Origin of the sequence: Pseudomonas thivervalensis (genome assembly GCF_001269655.1) — a bacterium.
In the GTDB taxonomy this organism is placed as follows: domain Bacteria; phylum Pseudomonadota; class Gammaproteobacteria; order Pseudomonadales; family Pseudomonadaceae; genus Aquipseudomonas; species Aquipseudomonas thivervalensis.
Genome location: NZ_LHVE01000001.1, coordinates 464,790 through 484,192, shown reverse-complemented (window position 1 = coordinate 484,192; position 19,403 = coordinate 464,790). Strand labels below are relative to the sequence as shown.

Sequence of the window (19,403 nt, the reverse complement as noted above, 5' to 3'; positions counted from 1 at the left end):
CTCATGCCTGCCATTCCCACAGACCTCCCCGCCCTCGCCCAATCCATCAAGGAATGGGGCCGCGAGCTGGGTTTCCAGCAGGTCGGCATCAGCGGCCTGGACCTCGCCGAGCATGAGCAACACCTGCAACGCTGGCTCGAGGCCGGCTACCACGGCGAAATGGACTACATGGGTGCCCATGGCAGCAAACGCTCGCACCCTGAGGAACTGGTGCCGGGCACGCTGCGGGTGGTGTCCCTGCGCATGGACTACCTGCCGGGCGACACCCAGATGGCGCAAATGCTCGGCCAATCGGAGAAAGCCTACGTCTCGCGTTATGCGTTGGGCCGCGATTACCACAAATTGATCCGTAAACGCGTGCAGCAACTGGCGGAAAAAATCCAGGCGGTCATCGGCCCCTTTGGCTACCGCGCCTTCGTCGACAGCGCGCCGGTACTGGAAAAAGCCATCGCCGAACAGGCCGGCCTCGGTTGGATCGGAAAAAACACCCTGGTACTGAACCGCAAGGCCGGCAGCTATTTCTTCCTGAGCGAGCTGTTTGTCGACCTGCCGCTGCCCATCGACCCGCCCCACGGCACCGAACATTGCGGAAAATGTACCGCCTGCCTGGACATTTGCCCGACGAATGCCTTCGTCGGGCCCTACGTGCTCGATGCCCGCCGCTGCATTTCCTACCTGACCATCGAGCTGAAAAGCGCCATTCCCGAAGAGCTGCGACCACTGATCGGCAACCGGGTGTTCGGCTGCGACGATTGCCAGATCGTCTGCCCATGGAACCGCTTCGCCCGACCGTCCGGTGAAAGCGACTTCAAGCCACGGCACAACCTGGACAACGCCGGCCTGGCCGAGCTGTTCATGTGGGACGAGGACAAATTCCTCAGCAGCACCGAAGGTTCACCACTGCGCCGTGCCGGTTATGAGCGCTGGCTGCGCAACCTGGCGGTGGGCCTGGGCAACGCGCCATCAACGATTCCCGTGCTGCAAGCGTTGGAAGCGCGGCGAGATTACCCGTCGGAATTGGTGCGCGAGCATGTGGAATGGGCGTTACGCCAACATGCCGAGCGTCAGACCTCGTCGTTATAGACGAACTTCGGCATTTCCCAGTGAAAGCGAATCGCCAGGAGCCGCAGCAGGAACCCGCCAAACAAGGTGATGAGGATCGCCTGTTCGTTCGGCAGTTGCAGAAAGACACACAGTAGATAACACCACGCCGCGGCAAACGAGACGCTGGCGTAGAGTTCGCGACGGAAGATCAGCGGAATATCGTTGCAGAAGATGTCCCGCAGGATGCCACCGAACACCCCGGTGATCACCCCGCTGACCGACGCCACCAGCATGCCATGGCCCATTTCCAGGGCGGTCATGCAACCGATCAGGGTGAACGCCACCAGGCCGACGGCGTCGAGCACCAGGAACAACGAGCGCAGATGGCGCATCCAGCGTGCCAGGAACACCGTCAGCATCGCCGCCGCGGTGGTCAGCACCAGATATTCAGGGTGTTTGACCCAGGTGAGCGGGTAATGACCGAGCAGCACGTCGCGCACCGAGCCGCCACCCAGCGCGGTGACACAAGCGATCAGCACCACGCCGAACCAGTCCATGCCACGCCGCCCGGCAGACAAGGCGCCGGTCATGGCTTCAGCGGTGATGGCGATCAGATAAAGCATCAGCAACATGATGGCGGTCCATACGGGAAGGCGCGCAGTCTAGCCAGTTTGGGCTGGCACCAAAAGAGGGCGCGTCCCCGCCTTCTGCCTGAACACCATGCCGCCAAGTCCAAACTGCCCTCTGTGGCGAGGGAGCTTGCTCCCGCTGGCCTGCGAAGCAGGCCCCAACAGTCCTTCAGGTAGACCGGATTGTCCGGTTTCGCGACTGCTGCGCAGCCGAGCGGGAGCAAGCTCCCTCGCCACAAAAGCAATCTCGCCAGCCGCTGGAGTGCCGGTTAGAACTTGATGAAGTGCTTGCGGTAGTGCTGCAACTCGGCAATGGATTCACGAATGTCATCCAGGGCCAGGTGGGTGCTGCCCTTCTGGAAGCTGTCGCGCACTTCAGGTGCCCAGCGGGCGGCCAGTTCCTTGAGGGTGGAGACGTCCAGGTTGCGGTAGTGGAAATAGCTTTCCAGGGATTTCATGTGGGTATAAAGGAAGCGACGGTCCTGGCAGATGCTGTTGCCGCAGATCGGCGACTTGCCCTTGGGCACCCACTGCTCCAGGAACGCGAGGGTCTGGGCTTCGGCTTCGGCCATGCTGATCGTGCTCTCGCGCACCCGCTGGGTCAGGCCCGAGCCGCCGTGCTGGCGAGTGTTCCATTCGTCCATCCCGGCCAGGATCTCATCGCTGTGGTGGATCGCGATCACCGGGCCTTCGGCCAGGGTGTTGAGATCGCTGTCGGTGACGATGGTGGCCATTTCGATGATGACGTCGGTATCCGGGTTCAGACCGGTCATTTCCAGGTCGATCCAGATCAGGTTCTGCGGGTTTTGCATAGGGAAGCTCCTCGGCGTAGCCACGCAGTTTAGCTTAGGCAGGCCCTTGGGCGTGCTAAACTCGCCGCCGTTTTACCCTATTCGCTGCATTTCTTCATACGGAACACCCATGGCCAAACGCCAACTCAATCGTCGTCAGAACTGGCGCATCGAAAAGATCCAGGGCGAGCGCGCCGCCCGCGCCGCCAAACGCGAATCCAGTGCTGTCGAAGCCCTGGAGGGTGGCGACCTGGGTCCTGAACAGACTGGCCTGGTGATCGCCCACTTCGGCGTGCAGGTCGAGGTCGAGGCCCAGGAAGGCGAACTGGCCGGCCAGGTGTTCCGCTGCCACTTGCGCGCCAACCTGCCGGCGCTGGTGACGGGCGACCAAGTGGTCTGGCGTGCCGGCAACCAGGGCATCGGCGTGATTGTCGCGCAACTGCCACGCCACACCGAGCTGTGCCGTCCGGACAGCCGAGGCCAGCTCAAGCCCGTGGCCGCCAACGTCGACATGATCGTCATCGTGTTCGCCCCGCTGCCCGAACCCCACGCCAACCTGATCGACCGTTACCTGGTGGCCGCCGAGCACGCCGGCATCCGTCCGTTGCTGCTGCTCAACAAGTTCGACCTGATCGACGAACACAACGCCCCGGCATTGAATGCCCTGCTGTCGGTCTATCGGGACCTGGGTTATCCGGTGCTGGAAGTCTCGGCCCATCACGGCAATGGCATGGAACAATTGCAACGGCAACTGGACGGGCGCATCAGCGTGTTCGTCGGCCAGTCCGGCGTTGGCAAGTCTTCGCTGGTCAACAGCCTGCTGCCGGAAGTCGAGACGCGCGTCGGGCCGTTGTCCGAGCTGTCGGGCCAGGGCACCCACACCACCACCACCGCGCGGCTGTTCCACTTTCCTGGCGGCGGTGAACTGATCGACTCGCCAGGCATCCGCGAATTCGGCCTGGGCCACGTGAGCCGGGCCGATGTCGAAGCCGGGTTCATCGAGTTCAACGAACTGATCGGCACCTGCCGCTTCCGCGATTGCAAGCACGACCGCGAACCCGGTTGCGCCTTGCTCAAGGCCCTGGAAGAAGGTCGCGTGCACCAGCAGCGGATGAACAGCTATCGCTCGATCATCGCCAGCCTGCCGGAAAGCAGTTACTGACCCGGCCGGACACCTTTGTGGCGAGGGAGCTTGCTCCCGCTGGACTGTAGGAGCTGTCGAGCGAAGCGAGGCTGCGATCTTTTCAGACCCCATTGAGTCTTAGGCGAAAGATCAAGATCAAAAGATCGCAGCCTTCGGCAGCTCCTACCGCAGCCGAGCGGGAGCAAGCTCCCTCGCCACAAAAAGCAAGCCAGCCTCAAGCGAACAGTACCCCAATAAAAAGCCGACAATGCTGTCGGCTTTTTATTGGGTCACTGCGCCGGCGGCGCGGGCTGTTTCGGCGCAGCGTCGTCGAACAGGTTCAGACGTTCGCGCAGCTCATGGGCCGGTACGGATTGCTGGTCCGCCGGCAACGCGTTCGGATCGGCCGCCGCGCCAGGCGTGGCGGGCGACGCAGGCGCTTCACCCGGTGCGCCCTCGCCCTGGGCCGGGTCGGGCGGCAGGTCGTTGGTTTGCGAACCTTCAATGGCCTGCTGGGCCTTCTTGGTCAACACCACGATATCGATACGCCGGTTGACCGGGTTGAACGGGTCCTTGCGGTCGAACAGCGCCGAAGACGCATAACCGACCACCCGGGCCACCTGCTCGTCCGGATAACTGCCCGCCACCAAGGCACGACGTGCCGCGTTGGCGCGGTTGGCCGACAACTCCCAGTTACCGAAATCGCCTTTGCCCACGTAAGGCTTGGCATCGGTGTGGCCGCTGATACTGATCTTGTTCGGCACCGCCTTGATGGTGTCGGCCATGGCCAGCAGGATGTCCTCGAAATACGGTTTCAACCGGGCGCTGCCAGAGTCGAACATCGGTCGGTTATCGGCGTCCATGATCTGGATGCGCAGGCCGTTCGGGGTGATCTCGAACAGAATCTGATCCTTGAATTTCTGCAGTTGCGGGTTCTCTTCGACCTTGTTCTGTAATTCCTGCAGGAGCAACTCCAGGCGCTCGCGCTCGATCTGCTCGGCCATGCCCTCGGCCTCATTGGCGTCAACGGTCGACTTGTCGGGCTGGGGCTGGGACTTGACTTCGGGGTTGAGGGTATTTTCCGGCGCCAGGACGGGCGAGCCGCCCAAATCGATGATGTACGGCGTACCGCTTTCGGAAAAGCCGACCGGGTCTTTGAAGTAACCGGCGATGGCGATCTTCTGTTCCGGGGTCGCGGTGGACAGCAGCCACAGCACCAGGAAGAACGCCATCATCGCCGTGGCGAAGTCGGCGAAGGCGATTTTCCAGGCGCCGCCGTGATGCCCCCCGGCAATGCGCTTGACGCGCTTTACAATAATCGGTTGATTATTTTCCATGACTTAGCGACCGCGAACCGCTTGTTCCAGCTCGGCAAAGCTTGGACGGTGCGCCGGGTACAGGACCTTGCGACCGAACTCCACCGCCAGCGACGGCGGCATGCCCGAGGCCGAGGCCACGAGGGAAGCCTTGATGGCCTCATAGACGTTGAGTTCTTCCTTGGCATCATGGGCCAGGGAATGGGCCAGCGGGCCGAAGAAACCGTACGCGGCCAAAATACCGAAGAAAGTACCCACCAGTGCCGCACCCACGTGCAGGCCGATGGATTTCTGGTCGCCATCGCCCAGGGACGCCATGGTCACCACAATCCCCAATACCGCCGCGACGATACCGAAGCCAGGCATGCCGTCGGCAATGCCGTTGACCGCGTGGGATGGGTGCTCCAGGTCTTCCTTGAGGCTGTACAGCTCCATGTCGAACAGGCCTTCGAGCTCATGGGGCGCCATGTTGCCGGACGACATGATGCGCAGGTAATCGCAGATGAACGCCGTCATGCGCTCATCCTTCAGCACCGAGGGATACTTGGCGAAAATCGGGCTGGCGGCGGCGTCTTCGATGTCGCCTTCGATCGCCATCATGCCTTCGCGGCGGCTTTTATTGAGGATTTCGTAGATCAGCCCCAGCACCTCCAGATAGAAGGTGTGACTGAAACGCGAGCCGAACATGCTCAAGGATTTCTTGAGCACGTGCATGGTCATATAGCCAGGGTTGGCCTGCAAGAATGCACCGAGGGCCGCGCCACCGATGATCAACACCTCGAAGGGTTGGATCAGGGCGGCAATCTTGCCATGGGAGAGCACGTATCCGCCGAGCACGCTCGCGAACACGACAATGATGCCGATAATTTTAGCCATAGATAGAAAGTACTTATTTAAGTCGGGTTCAAGGTCATATTCGGAAGCTGAAAAATCTCTTCTTCTACTTATCGGCAAAACTGCGCCAGACTATAGGCTGTTCTGGCGAAAAGCCAATTTGCCCCGTTCCGGGCGTAGAGAATTCATACGATGATCACGTCCAGCCATGACTAACGAAACCAAGGTTCCGACGCCGCGACCGACCACTCTCGACGGCTGGGTAAAGCTGCTCAACGGCGTGCATCTGCCGGTACCTCAGGCCAGTCACGACCTGGTTTGCAAGGCTATCGCCGACAGCCGTCGCTCATTGCGCGACATCGCAGACCTGATGCAGGACAGCCCCGCGCTGGCCCTGAGCGTCATCCGCGAGGCCAACCATCACACCCATGGCAGCCTCGCTGAGCCTGCGGAAAACCTCGAAGTGGCCATCAACCGCCTCGGCCTCAAGCGTACCGAGGAACTGCTCGCCCGCCTGCCGTCGTTGCCGGGGAATGAAATCCCCGTTGCCTTGCGCCAGTTGCAATTGATCAGCCAGCACGCCACGCAACAGGCCAATGGTTTCTTCGCCAGCCGCCTGGCGCGGCTGTGGCAGGACATACACTGGGGCAGCCTGTTGTTCCTTTCGCCGCTCTGGCCGCTGGCCTTGACTCACCCTCGATTGCTCGGGGAATGGGAATTGCGGGTTGTCCATAAAGGCGAACCCGCGCGCAAGGTAGAGCGCGAACTGTTCGGCGTCCGCCTGGCGCAAATCTGCCTGGCGCTGGTGGAGACCTGGCGCTTGCCGATCTGGGTGGCGCAAGGTTATCGCCTGCTGCTCAATGAACGCCGCGAGCTGGTGAAAGTCCTGCGCATCGCCCGGGACAGCGAACACCCGCTACGCCAGCAGAACCGCCTGGACGACGACCCGACCCTGCGGCGCTGGCTCAACCAGCCGGCCAACACCGTGTTGTTGGCTAATGGCTTGGCAATGGCAGCGCAACAGGCCTGGGACAGCCCCCACAACACTCGCTGGCAATACCTCACCAGTTTGTATCTGCAAATGTCGATGGATGAGGTCCAGCAACAGCTGCACCAACAAGCCGCCAACAGCGCCCGCCATCACGCCATGCCGGACCTCTGGCACCCGGCCGTGGCGCTGATCTGGCCCTGGGGTAGCCGTCGCGTCCATCCCGGCTTGCTGCCCGCCGCCCCGCCCAGCGCCCAAGACCTGAGCCAGTGGCGCAAGCAATGTTCCGCCATGCTGGTGGAACCGAGCCCCTTTCGCAATGCCATGCACCTGACCACCTCGGCACGGGACGCCTTGGTAGCCTGCGGCATGCGCCGGGTGATGATCCTGATGGCCGACCGCAGCCAGACCGCCGTGCGCGTCCACCAGACCGCCGGTCTGCCCAAGGAAGCCGCGGCGATGAGCTTTACCATCAGCCAGAGCAAAATCTTGCAGCGGTTGCTGGCCCAGCAGGCCCAGGTTCGCCTGAACCCGGACAACAACGCGCAATTTTCGGCGTTATTGCCACCGGGCCTGCGTAGCCTGTTCCGCGGCGAGCACCTATTGTTGCGCTCACTGACCTGCAATGGCCGGGTAATCATGCTAGTGGCGGTGGACCAGGGCGGCGGGCCGTTCTCGGACATGACTGTGCAAGCCTTCGGCAAAACCGTGCAATGCATCGAAAGGGCCCTGCATACCTTTACCAACCGGGGTCGCTGAACTTGCTACAATCCTTTCCCTTTGCGCCCCTGGAGACCTCACATGCCTGACTTCTCTGGCTTGCCGCTGGTGATCGAGCCGAGCGAACTGCTGCCGCGCCTCGACGCCCGCGAACTGATTCTGGTGGACCTGACCAGCGCCGCCCGCTACAGCACCGGACATATCCCCGGCGCACGCTTCGTCGACCCCAAGCGCACCCAGCTCGGCCAGCCGCCGGCGCCGGGCCTGCTGCCGGCCAAGGCCGATCTGGAAGCACTGTTCGGCGAACTCGGGCACCACCCGGATGCGGTTTACGTGGTCTATGACGACGAAGGCGGCGGCTGGGCCGGGCGCTTCATCTGGCTGCTGGATGTGATCGGCCACTCGAACTACCACTACCTCGACGGCGGCCTGCTGTCGTGGCTCGACGAAGGCTTGCCGGTGTCCGTCGACGTTCCCGCCCCCCTTGCGGACCCGGTCAGCCTGACGCTGCACGACGCCCCCACCGCCACCCGCGAATACCTGCAGAGCCGTCTCGGCGCTGCCGACCTGGCCATCTGGGACGCTCGCGGCCCGCTGGAGTATTCCGGCGAGAAAGTCGTCGCAGCCCGGGGCGGCCACATTCCCGGCGCGGTCAATTTCGAATGGACCGCTGGCATGGACCCGGCGCGCAACCTGCGTATTCGCCAGGACATGGCGCAAATCCTTGAACGGTTGGGCATCACGCCTGATAAAGAAGTCATCACCCACTGCCAGACTCATCACCGCTCTGGCTTCACCTACCTGGTGGCCAAGGCGCTCGGTTATCCACGGGTCAAAGGCTATGCCGGTTCCTGGGGCGAATGGGGCAACCACCCCGACACCCCCATCGAGCTTTGAAGGTTCTTAAGGACAGTTAATGAAAAACCGTTTGTTCATCCTCACCCAATACCTGCTGCCGCACCACCTGCTGTCGCGGCTGGCCGGCTGCATTGCCGAATGCCGCGTGCGCTGGTTCAAGAATGCGTTCACCGCGTGGTTCGCCAAGCGTTACCAAGTGGACATGTCCCAAGCCCTGGTGGAAGACCTGAGCGCCTACGAGCACTTCAACGCCTTCTTCACCCGCGCCCTGAAGGACGGCGCCCGCCCGCTGGACGACACCCCAGGTGCGATCCTCAGCCCTGCCGACGGCGCCGTCAGCCAGCTCGGCCCGATCGAGCACGGCCGGGTCTTCCAGGCCAAGGGCCACAGCTTCAGCGTGCTGGAACTGCTGGGCGGTGACGCGGCCAACGCAGCGCCGTTCATGGGCGGCGATTTCGCCACCATCTACTTGTCCCCCAAGGATTACCACCGCGTGCACATGCCGCTGGCCGGCACCCTGCGGGAGATGGTCTACATACCCGGGCGAATTTTCTCGGTCAACCAGACCACTGCCGAAAACGTTCCGGAACTGTTCGCTCGTAACGAGCGCGTGGCATGCATTTTCGACACCGAACGCGGGCCGATGGCCGTGGTGCTGGTGGGCGCGATGATCGTGGCCTCCATCGAAACCGTCTGGGCCGGGCTGGTGACGCCCCCCAAGCGCGAGCTGAAAACCTTCCGTTACGACGAAGCCGCCCGTGCGCCGATCCATTTGGAAAAAGGCGCCGAACTGGGGCGTTTCAAACTGGGTTCGACCGCCATCGTGCTATTCGGTCCAGACCAGGTGAAATGGGCCGAAGATCTGGTGGCTGGTTCACCGGTGCAGATGGGTCAAAGACTGGCAGCCCCCACGGCTTGACGGTGCAGGTAGCGGCTCAACGGACGTGAGTCGCTACCCTCACAGGCGATGCCATCCTGTGCCTTGGAACTTTGAACCAGGCCTCTCTTCACTGCCCCCGGTATAGGTATGACACGTTCGGTTTTTTCAAAATACACCGTGCTCCTTTTAATGATTGGATTCACTGCGCACCTGACAGGTTTGCTCTTCATCACCGACGGCAGCACATACACCACGATATCCAACACAAGTCTTTTTTTGCCTGCATTGCTTCTATGCGTGTTCGATCCGCGCCTGCGTCAAAGCATTGTCCAAAAGCCTTACCGTCCGGTCCTGCTGGTACTCGCCTTTTCGCTGCTGGTCGCGCTGTTGAATCCAGGGTCCGCAACCTCTGCCTACGTACAATTCAAAACCGTGTTGTACGTCATGTTGTATCTGAGCACGGTTCATGTACTGGCCCGGGAAGAACTGCTTGAAAAAAGCCTGACGTTTACCTTTGTGATGGCGGGTTTATTTGCAATTGCAGGATTGATGATCCACTTCACCCAGCAAGACCAGAACATTTTTTTCTCTGACCAACGTTTATACAATTTGGGCTATGGCAACTATGCCAACTTCAAGAACCCCATCATTGCAGCGCTGTATTACGGGTTCTTCGGCATTTACGGGTTCCACTTGCTAATGACCAAAACCTTCGGGCCGTGGGTGAGAACGTTGTTCATGGCTTGTGTGCTGGGCCTTTCGCTGTACCTGTTCTGCACGCTTTCAAGAGCCGTCTGGCTTGGGTATGGCTTGGCAATCGCGACCAGCATTCTTCTTCATCATAGCTTGAGGTCAAGGAAATGGTTGTACCTGGCCGGCGTGCTATTACTTGCAGCGTCGGCATGGCTCTGGCCCGTCATCGTCAATCAGCAAAGTCGTGGCTTTAGCCTTCGTGACTTGATTTGGGCAGGCTGGCTAGACCGTATTAACGAGTTCTGGCTGTTTGGTGCCGGGGCGGGCAGCAATTTTGATATCTGCATACTCGACGTGCAGTGCTACAACCAAGTCCATAATCTCTTCCTGCAGTTTTTCTACGAATTCGGTGTGATGGGTGCAATCCTGTTATTGCTGGTCGTCGCTCATGTTTTCAAGTCCGCGATTGACAGGAAGACCTGGCATCACCCCATCGGCTCGGTAGGCTTGCCCCTGCTCATCTTCGGCGTTGTAACGGCCCTGTTCGACTACCACACGGTGTTCAACAGGCCCGGCGTCTATTGGATCGTTTTCTGGCTGCCCATTGGACTGATTCTTTCCCAAAGGTGCTTACCAGGCACACCACGCGGCAAAGAGGTCGTCGATGCTTCTTGATATTTTTCGATCAGCCAAACGCTACTGGCATATCGAGATCCTTGGCGGTCTCGACAAACCGTTCAGGTGGAAACGGCTTTACCAAAAGTGTCAGCGCATCAACCGATACCGCTACCTTTTCTGGTTCCGCCTGGCATACGCCATGCACCAGCAGGACAGTAAATTCTGGAGACGGCGCGGCAAGCTGCTCAACGAGCGCATCAGCCGCCAGTTCAATGTAGAAATCATGCTGGGTGCCTCCATCGGGGAAGGCCTGTGGATTGCGCATCCGAATGGAATTGTCATCACATCGCACGCCATCATTGGGAAAAACTTCAAGATCTGGCAAAACTGCACGCTGGGCATCAAGGGGCAAAGCGATACCGCCGTATTGCGCATTGGCGAGGGCGTCCGGATACATGCCCATGCCTGCATCATCTCTGACGATCTGGAACTGGGTGACAATGTGATCATTGGCGCAGGCGCTTTCGTCAACAAGAGCATCCCGGCCAACCACTTGTACATCACCCGGAGCATTGGCGAAATGAGAGAGTACGATCCTGATTCAATGGGCCGCCTGCAGAGCTAGGGTGGTTCGCTGACACCAGGCGTCGCGGCAGCATGATCTTTCGGCTACACCTGCTAGAGTTGGAAGCATCCTTTTCGTTTCCCGCCGGAGCCTGTCCACGGCATGAATGAGACCAGCCCTCTCCAGCCACTGCGCGTCTCGACACCGACCCAGTCGCGCCTGTCTTTTTGCGATGCCACGCCACGCGACCTCAAACGCTGGATCGCCAACCTGCCCAAGGCCAACATCGGCGAAACGGCCCGCCTGTTGTACCAGGCCCTGGGCGAACTCAACCAACTGCTCACGCCCAGCGACAATCGCCTGCAACTGCTCGAACTGCTGCGGCCCGAGGTGTATTACGTCTGCAAGCACCTGGAGCGGCATTTCCTGCAACAGGCCATCGTGCTGGACGATCGCTCGCGCAAGATCGTCAACCTGTGCCAGGCCCTGCAAACCCAGCTGGCGATGGGCTACAAACAGATCGTGGCGCGTATCGCGTCGAAATACACCAAGGACCGGGCCCGCCTGCTGAGCACCGCGCTGCAACGAGCGCTGCATGCGCTCAACGGCCCGCTGCTGCGTGCCAGCCAACTGTATAGCCCCGTGCCTGAGGGGTTGTGGCTCGATTTGCATCAGTTGTACCGGATCGCCTGCCTGCACCGCTTGCAGCACCTGAGCGTAAGTGACGAACTGGCCAGCCAGGTCCATCAATTGAACGCCGAGCAAACCTATGTTGTCGCCCTGCTGCTGGGCGCGTCACGCAGCAATCAACTGCGCCAGAGCCAGATCGGGCGGCTGACCGAAGTGCTCGAATCCTGGAGCCAGTGGGTCAAGCTGGACCCAGCCACTACCGCCGCCAGCCTGTTCGCGGTCGCTCCGGAGCTGGACGTCGGGCCACGCTACCGCTCCAAGTTCCGCGCCGAACAGCAGCCGACCTTGCAGGGCTTCGACCCACAGCCGCTGGTGCGGGCAATCGCCACTCATTTGGAACAACCCGCCGATAACACCTTGCCAGTCCCTGGCGGCATGAGCGTCGACACCCTGCATCACCTGCAAGCCGCCTGGGGCGAAGCGGCCGAACGCAGCTTCCAGCGCACCGAGGGCAACGGCACGCTGACCCTGTGCGTAGGCATGAGTGCGCTGCACTACTACCTCGGCGGCGAGCGGTCATTCAACGAGATCCTGAAAAGCCCCACGACCCGCAAGGCCCGCTTCGAAGCCACTCCGAGCAAGACCAACGACACCTGGAACCAGGCTTTCGATGCCGCCCCCGCCGGGGACAGCGAGCTGTTGCCCTACGAAGAAATCGAATACCCGGTCAATCCGAGCGATGACGACGGCAGCCACTCCGACAACCAGCATCACTTTCCCACCTACGACCTGCCGATCATCAACCACAGCCCTGGTGGCTATTGCCTCGGCTGGCCCAAGGAAGTGCCGGAACAGCTGCAAGCCGGGGAAATGATCGGCATCCGCGACGCCAGCGACCAGGCCTGGAGCGTCGCCGTGGTGCGCTGGATCCGCCAAGTGCGCAACGGCGCCATGCAAATGGGCATCGAACTGGTCGCCCCTCATGCCCAGCCGTGTGGGCTGCAACTGGTCCGGGATGAAAACGAGCATGGTCATTATCTGCGCGGGCTGCTGCTTCCCGAGATCAGTGCCATTGACCTCCCGCCCACCATGATCGCCCCGCGCCTGCCGTTCCAGGAGGGACAGCGAGTGTTGATCAATACTAACGGTCAGGAACGCCGCGCCGGCCTGGACCGCCGGGTGACCAGCACCCACAGTTTCAATCAGTTTTCCTATCACCCGGAAGACTCGGCCGAGGCCGGGGATGGCAGTGATCAAGAGGGGAATTTCGATTCGTTGTGGAAGTCACTGTAGGAGCTGCCGAGCGAAGCGAGGCTGCGATCTTTCCAAGACCAATTGAGTCTCAAGCGAAGATCAAGATCAAAAGATCGCAGCCTTCGGCAGCTCCTACACAGGCCAGCGGGAGCAAGCTCCCTCGCCACAAAAGCGTGACGCCAAGACCGGTGGGTTACTCAGAGCTGCCCGTCGCGATCCCTGAAGCCCAGCAGGTACAACACCCCATCCAGCCCCAAGGTGGAAATCGCTTGCCGGGCCGACTGCTTGACCAGCGGCTTGGCGCGGAACGCCACGCCCAGGCCCGCGATCGCCAGCATCGGCAGGTCGTTGGCGCCATCGCCCACGGCAATGGTCTGCTCCAGGCGCAGGCCCTCTTTTTCAGCCAGTTCACGCAGCAGGTCCGCCTTGCGCTGGGCATCGACGATCGGCTCGACGGCCACGCCGGTCACCTTGCCGTCCACCACTTCCAATTCGTTGGCAAACACGTAGTCGATGCCGAGCTTGGCCTGCAATTGCTTGGCGAAGTAGGTGAAGCCGCCGGATAGGATGGCGGTCTTGTAGCCCAGGCGCTTGAGTTCGGCGAACAGGGTTTCGGCACCTTCGGTCAGGCGCAGGGAAGCGCCGATGGAGTCGAGCACGCTGACGTCCAGGCCTTGCAGCAGGGCCAGGCGCTCCTTGAAGCTGGCGCGAAAATCCAGTTCACCCGCCATGGCTCGCTCGGTAATGGCCGAGACCTTGTCGCCGACGCCGGCCGCCTTGGCCAGTTCGTCGATGACTTCGGCTTCGATCAGCGTCGAGTCCATATCGAACACCGCCAGGCGGCGGTTGCGGCGGAACAGTGAGTCTTCCTGGAAGGCGATGTCGACGTTCAGCTCCTGGGCCACGCTGAGGAACTCGGCACGCAGCGCCTGGGGATCGGCCGGCTCGCCGCGCACCGAAAACTCGATGCAGCCCTTGCCCTTGTCGGCCGGGGTGTCCAGTGGCATGCGCCCTGACAGGCGGTCGATGTGGTCGATGTTCAGGCCATATTGGGCGGTGATCGAACTGACGCGCTGCAACTGCTCGGCGGTGACCTTGCGGGTCAGCAGGGTCACGATGTGGCGCTTCTTGCCCTGGCCGGCCACCCACTGCTGGTAATCGTCCTCGGACACCGGGGTGAAGCGCACCTGCTGGTCGAGCTTGTAGGCGGTGAACAGGATGTCCTTGAGCACGGACTTGCTTTGTTCGGCGTCCGGGATTTCAACCAGGATGCCGAACGACAGCGTGTCATGGATCACCGCCTGACCAATGTCGAGAATGTTCACACCACCTTGGGCCAGAACGCCGGTAATGGCCGCAGTCAGACCCGGACGGTCGCTGCCAGTGATGTTTATCAGGACGATTTCGCGCAAGGCGCACCCCCGCAGGTGGAAAAAAACCGCATTCTACCCACATTCAGTGACCATCGGGCACCGCCAGTGCTTTGCCGGTCATGGGGCTGTCGCTATACTGCGCGTCAATTTCACGGACAAAGAGCCGAGCTCAGTGAACCGGCCCACGCCAGTCAAAACCGACAACTTCTTCCTGCTGATCTTCCGTGCACTGCGCCACCGTCGTGTGCCGATTGCATTGCGCATTGCCAGCCATAACGTAATCCTGGTCGCCCTGGCCCTGGTTATCTATGCCTGCGTGATGGGTTTGCAGTTCAAGCAGGCGATGCACGAGCAGGCCGATGCCCTGGGTGAAAGCCTGACCACCCAGACCGCCACGTCCGCCACCGAGCTGCTGGTGTCCAACGACATCCTCAGCCTCAACGTGCTGCTCAACAACCTGACCAAGAACAAGCTGGTGGCCCACGCCGCCATCTACAGCGTGGACAACCGCATCCTCGCCGAGGCCGGGCAGCGGCCCAAGCCAGGCCTGCTGGGCGAGTCCGGCGGCATGTACCAGAGCAAGATCACTTTCCAGGACGTGACCGCCGGGCAATTGCGCATCAGCCTGGACATGGACCAGTTCCAGCAACCGATGACCATCAGCCTGCAAAGCATGGGCATCCTCAGCGCGATCCTGCTGGCACTGGCATTGGCCTTGAGCCTGCGCCTGGGGCGGCACATCTCCACGCCGCTGTTGCAGTTGCGCGTCTGGCTGCGGGACATCGACGAACACACGCCCGCCACCCAGCGCCAGGACGAAATCGGCGACCTGGCCCGGCAACTGCACGCCAGCTTCGCGCCGGAACCTGAGCCGGTGCCCGAGCCCGAAGACATCGATTACGTAGACGACGATGACGCCGAGCCGGGTTTCGAAGTGCGTAACCTGCGCGATCCGGGCTTTGATGAAAGCCAGCCGATGCCAGCCTCCAGACCGGCGCCACGCCATGTGGTGCGCGCGGTAGAAGATGAGGAAGACGACGACGCCTTCGCCGACCTGCGTGACGAATCCATCGATGGCGCGCCTCAACCGGTTGCCCGGCCCGTCGCCTCGAACCTGCCCCAGCACAGCGCCGTACTGGCCGTGCAACTGGGTGCCCAGGATCAACTGCGCCGCCTGCCCCAGGCGCGCCTGAAGGAGTTGCTCGAGCGCTACCGCGACTGCCTCGACCAGGCCGCATCGCTCTATCAGGGCGAATTGCACACCTTGAACGACGGCAGCACGCTGATGCTGTTCCACACCGAAGACAGCGGCGACGACTACCTGACCAACGCCATTTGCTGCGGTGAGTTGTTGCGCGCCTTGGGTCACCAGTTGCAGATCGAAGTCGCCGACAGCGGCATCACCCTGCAACTGCAGTTGGGCCTGACTCTGGGCGATGGCTTGTTCGGCCTGAGCCAGATCGACCTGCTGCTGACCGAAACCGCCCAGGACGCCTTGGCGCTGTCGCAACACAGCCGCAACCTGCTGCTGGTGGAGCGCAAGATCAACGACGACGCCCTGATTCGCCAACGCGCCCGCATCCGCCCCATCGCCAGCCCCGAAGGCGCATGCTGCGTGGAGCGCTTGATGGAGCCTTATCCATCGATGCTGGAGCGGCAACTGGCGCGGATGCATGAGCGCCAGGCCTGAGTCCCGGTACCGGCGACAATAACGAAGCCCGCAGATGAGTGATTGTCTGCGGGCTTTTTTGTTGCCTTCAATGCCGCCATCGCGAGCAGGCTCGCTCCCACAAGGGATCTGAGGTCATACAGAGAACCTCCTGTGGGAGCGAGCCTGCTCGCGATAGGGCCGATAAGGCGCCGGAAAATCCAACCGGCAGAAACAACAAAGCCCGCATCAACGCGGGCTTTGTCTTATATCCAGTCAGACCATCAGAACCTGAACACTTCCATGTCCGTACGAATCGGCAAGGCCATGGGAATCTTGTCCTTTTCCTTTTCGACCGGTTTGGCCGGGGCAGGCGCGGGCTTGCGGGGCACTTCGGCGACAGGCGGCTGGTTGGCCAGGGGTTTGAGCGACACGGACAGCTGTTCGGCCAGGCGTTGCAGGAGCACGCCCTGGGCCTGGACCTGTGCTGCGGTGGTGCCGACATGGACCTCTTGCAGATGTACGATGCGGTTCTCACGCACCTTGCCACGACGGTCGATCAACCGCCATTGGGCATCGAGCACTGCCGGTTGCTCCTTACCCGAGTCCAGGCGGGTAATCGACAGCAGCACCTGCACATCCGGGGTGAAGCCCTGGGTCGCAGGGGCCAGCACCACGCGTTGGCTGTCCAGGTGCCCGGCGACCTGGCGCAACAGCAACTGATCGATGTCAGAGGACAGGCTGCCGGCCCAACGACCGTCAGTGGCGGCTTGCAGGCTGCCGTCCGGTTGGCGTTGCAACAAGGTTTCACGTTGCAGGTAGTCAGCGATCAGAACCGGGCCGAGCAATACGGCCATGCCTGAGCTTTGTGCAGGCTGGGCCGGGGTTCCGCTGTCCAGTTGGTACAGCGAAACCGGCTGGTTCATGCTGCAGCCCGCCAGGCCAAGCAGGCCGGCGAGCCACAAAATAGGGAGGCGCAGAGCAGTCATCGTTCCGTCCAGGTGGCAGCCACAAGGCTTGCCACAGTGAAAAAATACTCGGTCATTATGAAGAACGCTCGGCCACGCCGGCGCTTGAAAGGGCCTATCATCCGTGAATATGCGCGCCGACTCCAGCGCGAAAGTATCGATCTGCGGCATTTAATCGCAGACCGAGCCCTCTAGTACGCCTAATTGAGGTTTTCGACGAGCAGCGCATCGACTCGCTGAAATCCCCTCGGAAGCTTGTTGCCTCGCCGACCGCGTTCACCCTTGTAATGCTCAAGATCGTCTGCTTTCAACGAAAGCGTGCGCTTTCCTGCCTGCAGGACAAGCGTCGCGCCTTCCGGTAACACTGCAATATCCGTGACATATTCCTCACGGCTGGCGACCCGTTCGCCGGAAATACCAATAATCTTGTTGCCCTTGCCTTTGCCCAACTGTGGCAGGTCGCTGATCTTGAACACCAGCAACCGGCCTTCGGTGGTGACCGACGCCAGCCAGTTGCTCTCCCGATCGGCAACCGGGCGCGGCGCAATCACCTTGGCGTTGTTCGGCAGGCTCAACAACGCCTTGCCCGCCTTGTTCTTGGCTTGCAGGTCCTCACCCTTGACCACGAACCCGTAACCCGCGTCCGATGCGATTACGTAAAGTCCATCATCATCAGGCATCAGCACACATTCAAAAGTTGCACCCGGTGGCGGCGTTAAACGACCGGTCAGCGGTTCGCCCTGGCCGCGCGCCGATGGCAGGGTATGGGCCGGCACCGAATAGCTGCGCCCGGTGGAGTCGACGAACACCGCAAACTGGTTGGAACGCCCGGCCGCCAAGGCCTTGAAGCCGTCTCCAGCCTTGTAGGAAAGCCCCGTCGCGTCAATATCATGACCCTTGGCGGAACGCACCCAGCCTTTTTCCGACAGCACGACCGTCACTTTCTCGTTCGGCAACAGATCATGTTCGCTCAGCGCCTTGGCTTCGGCGCGCTCGACGATCGGCGAACGACGGTCGTCGCCATAGGTTTCGGCGTCCTTGAGCAGTTCGGTGCGCACCAGCTTCTTGAGCTTGGCTTCGCTGCCCAGCAGGGCTTGCAGCTTGGCCTGCTCCTTGAGCAATTCATCCTGCTCGGCGCGCAGCTTCATCTCTTCCAACCGCGCCAACTGCCGCAGACGGGTGTCGAGGATGTAGTCGGCCTGGATTTCGCTCAGGGCAAAACGCTCGATCAGGCTGGCCTTGGGGTGCTCCTCGGTGCGGATGATGTGAATCACTTCATCCAGGTTGAGGTAGGCAATCAGCAAGCCGTCCAACAGGTGCAGGCGGCGCTCGACCTTGTCCAGGCGGAATTGCAGGCGCCGGCGCACGGTCTTGACCCGGAACTCCAGCCATTCCACCAGCAAGGCCCGCAGGTTTTTCAGCTGCGGCTTGCCGTCCAGGCCGATAATGTTGATGTTGACCCGGTAGCTGGACTCCAGGTCAGTGCTGGCGAACAGATGCTGCATCAGCGCGTCGTGGTCGACCCGGCTGTTGACCGGGATGATCACGATGCGGCACGGATTTTCGTGGTCGGATTCGTCACGCAAGTCGGCCACTTGCGGCGCTTTCGACGGTTTTGCCTGCATCATCGCAGCAATCTGTTCCAGGACCTTAGCCCCGGACACCTGATGCGGCAGCGCCGTGACAATGATGTCGCCGTCTTCGATGTGGTACACGGCGCGCATACGCACCGAACCGCGGCCGGTCTCGTAGATTTTCAGCAGGTCGGCGCGGGGAGTGATGATTTCCGCTTCGGTCGGATAGTCCGGGCCTTGGATATGCTCGCAGAGCTGCTCCACCGTGGCTTTCGGCTCGTCCAGCAGACGTACGCACGCCGTGGCCACTTCCCGCAGGTTGTGGGGCGGCACGTCGGTGGCCATGCCCACGGCGATACCGGTGGTGCCATTGAGGAGGATATTCGGCAAACGTGCCGGCAACACCAAGGGTTCGTCGAGGGTACCGTCGAAGTTCGGTCCCCAGTCCGCGGTGCCCTGGCCCAGTTCGCTGAGCAGCACCTCGGAATAGCGCGACAGCCGCGCCTCGGTGTACCGCATGGCCGCGAAGGACTTGGGATCGTCCGGCGCACCCCAGTTACCCTGGCCGTCCACCAACGTGTAGCGATAGCTGAACGGCTGGGCCATCAGCACCATGGCTTCGTAGCAGGCCGAATCGCCGTGGGGGTGGAACTTACCGAGCACGTCGCCGACGGTACGCGCCGATTTCTTGTGCTTGGAATCCGCATCCAGCCCCAGCTCACTCATGGCATAGATGATCCGCCGCTGGACCGGCTTCAAACCGTCGCCGATGTGCGGCAAGGCGCGGTCCATGATCACGTACATGGAGTAATTGAGGTAGGCATTTTCGGTGAAGTCAGCCAGCGATCGGCGTTCTACGCCGTCTAAGCTGTCTGCAAGAATGTCGCTCATGCGGGC

General features: G+C 61.4%; 16 protein-coding genes. 9 read left to right on the top strand and 7 right to left on the bottom strand.

What is annotated here, in order from left to right; all coding sequences use genetic code 11:
• Positions 1 to 3 precede the first annotated feature (3 nt).
• Positions 4 to 1,083 (top strand): tRNA epoxyqueuosine(34) reductase QueG, encoded by a 1,080-nt coding sequence (gene queG / locus AD659_RS02030; protein WP_053117890.1) that lies wholly within the window; start codon positions 4 to 6, stop codon positions 1,081 to 1,083.
• Here queG and AD659_RS02025 read toward each other — a convergent pair.
• Together AD659_RS02025 and orn are read right to left on the bottom strand one after the other, a co-directional pair.
• A complete protein-coding gene (locus AD659_RS02025) occupies positions 1,065 to 1,679 on the bottom strand; it encodes a trimeric intracellular cation channel family protein (RefSeq protein ID WP_170866829.1) in 615 nt (204 codons plus the stop codon). The two genes, queG and AD659_RS02025, sit on opposite strands and share 19 nt — an antisense overlap.
• Before the next feature lie 263 nt (positions 1,680 to 1,942).
• Positions 1,943 to 2,485 (bottom strand): oligoribonuclease, encoded by a 543-nt coding sequence (orn, locus tag AD659_RS02020; RefSeq protein ID WP_053117888.1) that lies wholly within the window; start codon positions 2,483 to 2,485, stop codon positions 1,943 to 1,945.
• Between the two features lie 109 nt (positions 2,486 to 2,594).
• Here orn and rsgA point away from each other — a divergent pair, with 109 nt between their 5' ends.
• Positions 2,595 to 3,626 carry a small ribosomal subunit biogenesis GTPase RsgA gene (gene rsgA, locus AD659_RS02015; protein ID WP_053117887.1) on the top strand — a complete coding sequence of 344 codons (1,032 nt, stop codon included), beginning with the start codon at positions 2,595 to 2,597 and terminating at the stop codon, positions 3,624 to 3,626.
• 251 nt (positions 3,627 to 3,877) lie between these two features.
• On the opposite strand, the gene motB is transcribed toward rsgA, so the two are convergent.
• Positions 3,878 to 4,924: a flagellar motor protein MotB gene (gene motB, locus AD659_RS02010; RefSeq protein WP_053117885.1), complete on the bottom strand. Its 1,047-nt coding sequence runs from the start codon at positions 4,922 to 4,924 to the stop codon at positions 3,878 to 3,880.
• Between the two features lie 3 nt (positions 4,925 to 4,927).
• Positions 4,928 to 5,779, bottom strand: a complete 852-nt coding sequence (gene motA, locus AD659_RS02005) for a flagellar motor stator protein MotA (protein WP_053117883.1) — start codon at positions 5,777 to 5,779, stop codon at positions 4,928 to 4,930.
• Positions 5,780 to 5,945: 166 nt separating this feature from the next.
• Here motA and AD659_RS02000 point away from each other — a divergent pair, with 166 nt between their 5' ends.
• The 6 genes from AD659_RS02000 to AD659_RS01975 all read left to right on the top strand — a co-directional run bounded on the left by AD659_RS02000 (position 5,946) and on the right by AD659_RS01975 (position 12,982).
• Positions 5,946 to 7,484: an HDOD domain-containing protein gene (locus AD659_RS02000; RefSeq protein WP_053117881.1), complete on the top strand. Its 1,539-nt coding sequence runs from the start codon at positions 5,946 to 5,948 to the stop codon at positions 7,482 to 7,484.
• A 42-nt stretch (positions 7,485 to 7,526) separates the two neighbouring features.
• Complete coding sequence (rhdA, locus tag AD659_RS01995; RefSeq protein WP_053117879.1) at positions 7,527 to 8,342, top strand: thiosulfate sulfurtransferase; 816 nt, start codon at positions 7,527 to 7,529, stop codon at positions 8,340 to 8,342.
• A gap of 19 nt (positions 8,343 to 8,361) precedes the next feature.
• Positions 8,362 to 9,222 (top strand): archaetidylserine decarboxylase, encoded by an 861-nt coding sequence (gene asd / locus AD659_RS01990; protein ID WP_053117878.1) that lies wholly within the window; start codon positions 8,362 to 8,364, stop codon positions 9,220 to 9,222.
• Positions 9,223 to 9,330: 108 nt separating this feature from the next.
• A complete protein-coding gene (locus AD659_RS01985) occupies positions 9,331 to 10,551 on the top strand; it encodes an O-antigen ligase family protein (protein ID WP_053117875.1) in 1,221 nt (406 codons plus the stop codon).
• Positions 10,541 to 11,119, top strand: coding sequence for a serine acetyltransferase (locus tag AD659_RS01980; protein WP_053117872.1), 579 nt, complete (start codon positions 10,541 to 10,543; stop codon positions 11,117 to 11,119). The genes AD659_RS01985 and AD659_RS01980 overlap by 11 nt, the downstream gene beginning before the upstream one ends.
• A gap of 102 nt (positions 11,120 to 11,221) precedes the next feature.
• Positions 11,222 to 12,982 (top strand): hypothetical protein, encoded by a 1,761-nt coding sequence (locus tag AD659_RS01975; RefSeq protein WP_053117870.1) that lies wholly within the window; start codon positions 11,222 to 11,224, stop codon positions 12,980 to 12,982.
• Between the two features lie 158 nt (positions 12,983 to 13,140).
• Here AD659_RS01975 and serB read toward each other — a convergent pair whose 3' ends face one another.
• Complete coding sequence (gene serB, locus AD659_RS01970) at positions 13,141 to 14,355, bottom strand: phosphoserine phosphatase SerB (RefSeq protein ID WP_053117868.1); 1,215 nt, start codon at positions 14,353 to 14,355, stop codon at positions 13,141 to 13,143.
• Between the two features lie 133 nt (positions 14,356 to 14,488).
• Here serB and AD659_RS01965 point away from each other — a divergent pair, with 133 nt between their 5' ends.
• Positions 14,489 to 16,006 (top strand): AhpA/YtjB family protein, encoded by a 1,518-nt coding sequence (locus tag AD659_RS01965; RefSeq protein ID WP_053117866.1) that lies wholly within the window; start codon positions 14,489 to 14,491, stop codon positions 16,004 to 16,006.
• Positions 16,007 to 16,248: 242 nt separating this feature from the next.
• On the opposite strand, the gene AD659_RS01960 is transcribed toward AD659_RS01965, so the two are convergent.
• Both AD659_RS01960 and parC read right to left on the bottom strand, forming a co-directional pair.
• Complete coding sequence (locus tag AD659_RS01960; RefSeq protein WP_053117864.1) at positions 16,249 to 16,953, bottom strand: PqiC family protein; 705 nt, start codon at positions 16,951 to 16,953, stop codon at positions 16,249 to 16,251.
• Positions 16,954 to 17,132: 179 nt separating this feature from the next.
• Positions 17,133 to 19,397 carry a DNA topoisomerase IV subunit A gene (gene parC / locus AD659_RS01955; RefSeq protein WP_053117862.1) on the bottom strand — a complete coding sequence of 755 codons (2,265 nt, stop codon included), beginning with the start codon at positions 19,395 to 19,397 and terminating at the stop codon, positions 17,133 to 17,135.
• Positions 19,398 to 19,403: the final 6 nt, after the last annotated feature.